This window comes from Staphylococcus sp. EG-SA-2 (genome assembly GCF_017152085.1).
Window position 1 is genome coordinate 1 of the sequence record NZ_JACYHC010000421.1, and the last position, 5964, is coordinate 5964.

6 protein-coding genes and 2 pseudogenes are annotated in these 5964 nt (G+C 27.0%); 1 reads left to right on the forward strand and 7 read right to left on the reverse strand.

The genetic code is table 11. The features are described from left to right. Positions 1-20: 20 nt before the first annotated feature. The 5 genes and pseudogenes from IDG60_RS04710 to IDG60_RS04730 all read right to left on the reverse strand — a co-directional run bounded on the left by IDG60_RS04710 (position 21) and on the right by IDG60_RS04730 (position 3898). Positions 21-650 carry a phosphoribosyltransferase-like protein gene (locus IDG60_RS04710; protein WP_000381244.1) on the reverse strand — a complete coding sequence of 210 codons (630 nt, stop codon included), beginning with the start codon at positions 648-650 and terminating at the stop codon, positions 21-23. Beyond that, a complete protein-coding gene (locus tag IDG60_RS04715) occupies positions 650-1297 on the reverse strand; it encodes a phosphoribosyltransferase-like protein (RefSeq protein WP_000812686.1) in 648 nt (215 codons plus the stop codon). The genes IDG60_RS04710 and IDG60_RS04715 overlap by 1 nt, the downstream gene beginning before the upstream one ends. A gap of 79 nt (positions 1298-1376) precedes the next feature. Further along, positions 1377-1625, reverse strand: a complete 249-nt coding sequence (locus IDG60_RS24640) for an HNH endonuclease (RefSeq protein ID WP_001797059.1) — start codon at positions 1623-1625, stop codon at positions 1377-1379. Positions 1626-2369: 744 nt separating this feature from the next. After that, positions 2370-3088 (reverse strand): annotated as a pseudogene (locus IDG60_RS23915) (ATP-binding protein). Between the two features lie 483 nt (positions 3089-3571). Further along, positions 3572-3898 carry a transposase gene (locus IDG60_RS04730; protein WP_001792139.1) on the reverse strand — a complete coding sequence of 109 codons (327 nt, stop codon included), beginning with the start codon at positions 3896-3898 and terminating at the stop codon, positions 3572-3574. Positions 3899-4742: 844 nt separating this feature from the next. On the opposite strand from IDG60_RS04730, the gene IDG60_RS04735 reads away from it, so the two are divergent. Continuing rightward, entirely contained in the window at positions 4743-5690 is a 948-nt protein-coding gene (locus tag IDG60_RS04735; protein WP_000748518.1) for a hypothetical protein, read from the forward strand. A gap of 36 nt (positions 5691-5726) precedes the next feature. On the opposite strand, the pseudogene IDG60_RS27385 reads toward IDG60_RS04735, so the two are convergent. Together IDG60_RS27385 and rpsI are read right to left on the reverse strand one after the other, a co-directional pair. Beyond that, positions 5727-5789 (reverse strand): annotated as a pseudogene (locus tag IDG60_RS27385) (hypothetical protein); the annotation flags it as partial. Positions 5790-5867: 78 nt separating this feature from the next. Continuing rightward, on the reverse strand, positions 5868-5964 hold a 97-nt coding region (gene rpsI / locus IDG60_RS04740; protein ID WP_149508669.1), incomplete at its 5' end, for a 30S ribosomal protein S9.

A 5964-nucleotide genomic window follows, 5' to 3' on the forward strand; every position in this document is an offset into this window, starting at 1 on the left:
ATCAGACACTCTTGCTCATTTTATTTATTACCATCAAAATTTTTCTGCTGATGTAATCCGTTACTCTTAAATTCATAAAGTATATTACTTAAAGTTATTTTTTCTAATCCATATTTTTTTAGTAATTCTATTCCTGCATAAGTAATAATATAAAAATCTGTTTGTTTAATTAGAAATTTTTGAGAAAGACATTCTTGCAATATATTGTCATTATATAATAATATCCTATTAATCTCAATTTCTAAAAATTTCGATTTCATATCAGCATGATTTTTAACATACATTATTGCTATAATTTTATCTACCAAAATTTTAGGAACTTTTTTATATGCCAGAAACCATCTAATAATATGAACCTTTTCTTTCCATTTATTACTAAAATCATTTTTAGCTTTTCTTTTAAATAAAGGTTTCCACTGATCATTCTCATGCCAAAAAAGGCTCAGTGTATTATTTGGAGTATTTCTAAAATTTGATACTAATGCTTGAGTATTTTTATAGCCTAAGTTGTAGTACTTACCTGGATTTACAATATCCTTTTCAAATTCATAAAATTTTTTCTCTAGCTCTTTATTATTTATAAAATATTTCTCTGTTTTTTGTACAAAAGCTATTTTTATCTCAATACCGTTTTTTATTGAAGTATCCATTATTTTTTTTCTGCATCTTCGGTTATATGTATGCAAAATATAATAATCTCTATTTTTAATGTTAGTATATACTTTTTTATTGCATCAATAAAGTCGCTGATTGATTTTCCTGTCCCTGAAAAATCATCTATCAAAATTAAATAACTTTTTTCGCCTAAAACATTTCTAAAATACTCGTCTAAATACTTTTCATATCCATCTCCATATATTTCCTTGTTTTTTGCAAAATAATATTCCACTGCTTTAGAAAAATTAGATGATAGATTATTTGGTATATTGTTTGCAGTTAAAAATAATGAAGTTAAGATACTTGAACTATTAGTTTTTTCTGCATCTTTATTTAATATATTTGTAAAGTGACAATCATTGATTTGATTTCTGTGCTCTTTTATATGTTCTATAAGATCTTGACAAAACTTTATTAAATATTTCTTCGTATTTTCTTGATCATAATAATAATATTCATCTTTAATAATTTTTATAATCTCTTGCTTTATTACATTATTACTATTCAAAAAACTTTGACTTAGAAATTTTCCGAATTTATTTCTAAAATTTTTTATATACTCATCATTAGATGATTTATTTATTTTATTTCTTTTATTAAACTTAATAACCGCTTGATTAAATTCTACATTTTGTTTCAAATACTCACCACACAGTGTATTATATTAAGAACAGCATGACAAAATAATTTTTCGAATATAATATATAATTAATTTATTACTAGTAATTGGATTTTAGACTATTATGATGTTTATAAAGCATCTGTAAGTTTCCACGCTCTGTTTTTCCACCTTTACTCCATGGTATAATATGATCTCCTACCATATCTTTATAATTCCATATATGTGTTTGGTGATCATATTGTAAATCTGTATTACAAATAGGACAATTTGAAGCTTCACTTTTTCGAGCATTATTAGTTTGCTCTTGATATTTAGACTTTTTATTCGCTTCAGTGAAAGCTCTAATTGATAGTTATTTTATAAATTCTAATTTTTCTCCGCTTAATAAATACTCAAAAATTCCTAGCTTCCTTGAAACATCACTATCTTCATATAAACTTAAAAGTTTATATTCTAATACTGAAGGATTTTAAGAGTTGTTATGATATGTTTCATATAAACTTCTCTATTCTAATCCCCGCATTTCTTTTTCTACATTAATAAAAATGCTCGATATCCAATCTATAACTGAGTTAAAGTATGTTTTTAAATCATTTATATCATTATGATGTCTTGACATGTATCCATTAATATCACCTTTACTTCCCCCATTTAGAGCTTCTTCTAATATTTCTTATCTATTTGGAATTCCTTTAATATAACTTTGCCATTTTTTGCTGATTAGCATTCATAGAATTAGAAAATTCATACTTTGCTTTTGTTATAAATGGACCTGACTAGATTGCATTTCTAAGTTCTTGTTGATTTAATGGATTTGTTTTGTATTAGCCATTAGCTTTCTCCTCTTATAAATATCTTCACTTTTTATATTTATACTTTTCTTCAAGTATATCATTTTTTCTTCACGATAAATGTTCTAATATTTGTTTTTTTGCAATCAAAACTATACTCCTCATGATAAAATGCCACCTAAAATGGATGGACAAATTAATTATATCGGTTGTCTGTGAATCGTCTACATTTAGTTGGATGTAAATGTCAATATTAAAATCTACATAAATGATTGTATAGAAATGTACAAAATTGTTTGCTAAGTAATTTTCTTTTTAGGTGAATGATTTTTTAATCTATACGATTTTCCTGTGATTTTTACTACACTTGAATGATGCAATATCCTATCCAAAATCGCATTTGCGATTTTGGGATCATCAAATATTTCATTTTATAAGTTGAAATTGATATTTGTGGTAAATATTGTGCTTTTCTTCTCATACCTTAAATCTATTAATTTGGAAGAATATTTTGGCAGCTTCACTTCCAATAGGTAAGTACCCAATCTCATCAATGATTAATAACTTATACTTGCTATAGTGCTTCAATCTATTTTCTAAGCTGTTCTCAAGTTTTGCTTTTCTTAAATTCTCTTTCAAATGATGACACTTAATAAAGTAAGTACTTATTCTATTTTTACTAACGACATTTGAGTCTAAAAAGACTATGTTTTCATATTTTCCTATAAAACGTAAATCCGTAAAATCCAAAACATCTTGTTGATTGATGCTCGGTTGAAAATTAAAGTCAAAGGCTGATATTTCTTTTTAAACGGTAACGCCATAACCTTTACCATCGATTCAATCAAATTTTTCTCCTTAATTTTGATTTTGTAATCGCTTAATTTAATTAATGTGTCTATGAATGACAGGTTGTGTTTATAAAATCGATAACATCATCAAGATGGTTAATCATCTGATTCATTTTCAAATATTCTAAATTTGCTTTTAAGCGCTTATAATTCGTTGAATTATTCATCATAAAACTATCCAATCGCATTTAAATTATCTATCGTAATCTGATTAATATCATCCTTTTCTCTATTCCCAAAAGAGGATGGCAGTGATTCTAAATAATGTTCTTTTTGATAATTTAATTTACGTTGTGTGATGAGATGTTCACAAATCAATTTAGTCTTATATTAAACGTGTTGTTTTTGATCATAAACTTGAACTTCAACTGTTTTCCCACAATATTCAGCTGATGCTGAATATTGATTGGACTTATATGTAATCATATTAGAGCGGTTGACTTTCAAATATTTATGTTTCACTTTATATGAGTTTCTTACATTCACATTCGGTAGTGATTGTAAGAACTTTTTCTTTTTCTAAGGCAATAATAGGCATTTTACCTGTACTCACATGAACTGAGTAGTTCAGTCGCTCTTTAAGATTAGAAATAAACTTAGGAACCTCTTCTAAATATAATACTATCAGTTACAAGTACATCAGGCACATCTCACATTAGCTCAAACGCTTGTGTAAATAAATTAAATAAAACATCACTCGATTTATTCATTGTCACTTTCATGATTACAAAACGGGAGTAAGAAAGTAGTAACACGCCTATATTTAGTGAAACTATTTGATTATCATTCGTTTTAAAGTTAATGCCTTCTTTCCAGTCAAACTGTGCTTGATGACCGGTTTTTGTCTCGATTCTCGTTGTACCTTTAGGCGACATCTGTTGATAACCTTTCATAAAATAACGATTAAATACAACATGCTTAAGGACATAAGCTCTAAATGCAGAATAGACACAGGTTAATCTAAGTTTAACCTTCAAATATTGTCAAAATACACCATTATAGTAGAACTATTATTCACTAGTGTGAAAGTAACTTTTGGATGATTGGATAATACTTGTCAATAATAGACTGACGGTTCCTCTTCTTGGTCGGCTCAAAACCATTTAATTATTTATCAACTGTTCTTCTATCATCCCCCATATGTCTTGCTATTTCACTTTTGTTTATTTCATGATTAAGTTCTGCTTAACAATTTTTAATTTTGGTAAATCTGTAAGAGTAATAACTTAAAAATCCATATTTATGTCTAAAGATAATTTCATTGTTGTTCGCCTCAATAAAATTATCTCTAGGTTTTTAAAAATTTTACATGTTTAAACAATCATAAGTGTACATTATTAAATTATAATTTCCAGTGAAAAATAAACATGTATTGCAACCACTAAAAAAATGTGAGTATCAAAGATGGATAGATATTGGTATTCAAACTATAAATAAACTTTTACAATGGAAAGAAGAACAAAATCTACAAAATGAAGAATATGGATTTTCAGTCTCTAGTGATAAAGAGCAACATATCTTTTCAACATACCATACATAGTAGACTAAATGAAGTACATGCGTGTATCGATGCCTAATGACGAATTAGAGGTATTCTTTAAATGATATTCAAATCTTCATAAGATACACGTTCATAGCTTCAGGCATACTCGTGCTTCACTATTATTCGAATCAGGTGCAACAACTTAAAGAAGTAAAACTAGATTAGGTCATAGTGATATAAAGACGACTATGGACATTTATAAACACATTACAAAATCATCTAGAGAAAAATTGGCAGATGAATTTCAAAAACATATTAATTTTTAGGAGGATTTTATAATGAAAAAGAGTATTTATATCTTACCATTAGCTTATATAGTTATTGAGTCACCTTTACAAATTGGCAATGTTATCTTAACCCCATCTTTAAAAGTAATTGAATCAGGTCATTTTCATACAGACTTTTCACTAATATCAATGTTTAACAAAAAAGAGTTTTTATCTATTTTATCTACTTCGCAATTAAAAGAAGATGCACTAGTTATTTTTAAGGACGATTTCTTTGAACCTACCACGGTAGACCAAAATTATTATTTTATTAATAAGTTAAGTCAAAAAGCCGACAGAACTCTAGATATTATAAGAATAAACGAAAATAATTTTGGTGTTCCTGAACAATTACCAGGTATACCAGGTATTACCTCAAATGGTTGGCAAGTAGCTGAACAATTGACTGACCACAAACTTAGAACAATTAATGGAAAAGTCATGTTTATGATTCGAGAAGGAATAGGATTATATCCAATTGACTTATCTTCTAATATTTATGAAGATAAATTATATAATTGTCTTTATGTTACTTCAAATGAAATTAATTTACTTTTCAGAGAAGCTATCCACAGAGTTTCTGAATCAATGTACATGAATAATTTAAATACATCATTTGTTTATCTTTTAAGTACATTAGAAATGCTATCAAGTCGTGAATATTTAAACTTTAAAAAAACTAAATCTAAAATCCTTCCTTTTATTTCTTATTCTAAATATCAGTATCATAAGTGCAGTGAGTATCTAAGAAATATTAGTGAAAATCTAAGAACTGAAATTATTCACAATGGTAAAAGTATATTTGATTTATATGATAATTATGAGGATGTGTACAAGCTATTAAATTGGATTAAATTAATAATTATTGAATATATAAGTAACATAGTTAAAAAGAATATACAAACTTTTGATGACCTCGAAAAAGAAAGGAAAAAAATTATTAATTCTCTTGGAATTTAGGTTCAAAACTTTACGCTCCAAAAAATAAAAAGGAAGTTAAGCAATGTTTAGTTGCCTAACTTCCGATATTGAATGCATCAGTCCAATTTGATATAGAGCCAAATAATTTTAAAACACACAAACGCAAAAAAACACCTCGACATAATATCGAGGTGTTTTGTATATATCGTCCGACAATTAACGTTTTGAGAATTGAGGTGAACGACGAGCTGCTTTAAGACCTGGTTTTTTACGTTCTTTCATACGTGGGTCACGAGTAAGTAATCCAGCGCGT

Bases quoted from the DNA above. Each gene is read 5' to 3' on its own strand.
- IDG60_RS04710 (WP_000381244.1), bottom strand. From the start codon at position 650: ATGGATACTTCAATAAAAAACGGTATTGAGATAAAAATAGCTTTTGTA.
- IDG60_RS04735 (WP_000748518.1), top strand. From the start codon at position 4,743: ATGAAAAAGAGTATTTATATCTTACCATTAGCTTATATAGTTATTGAG.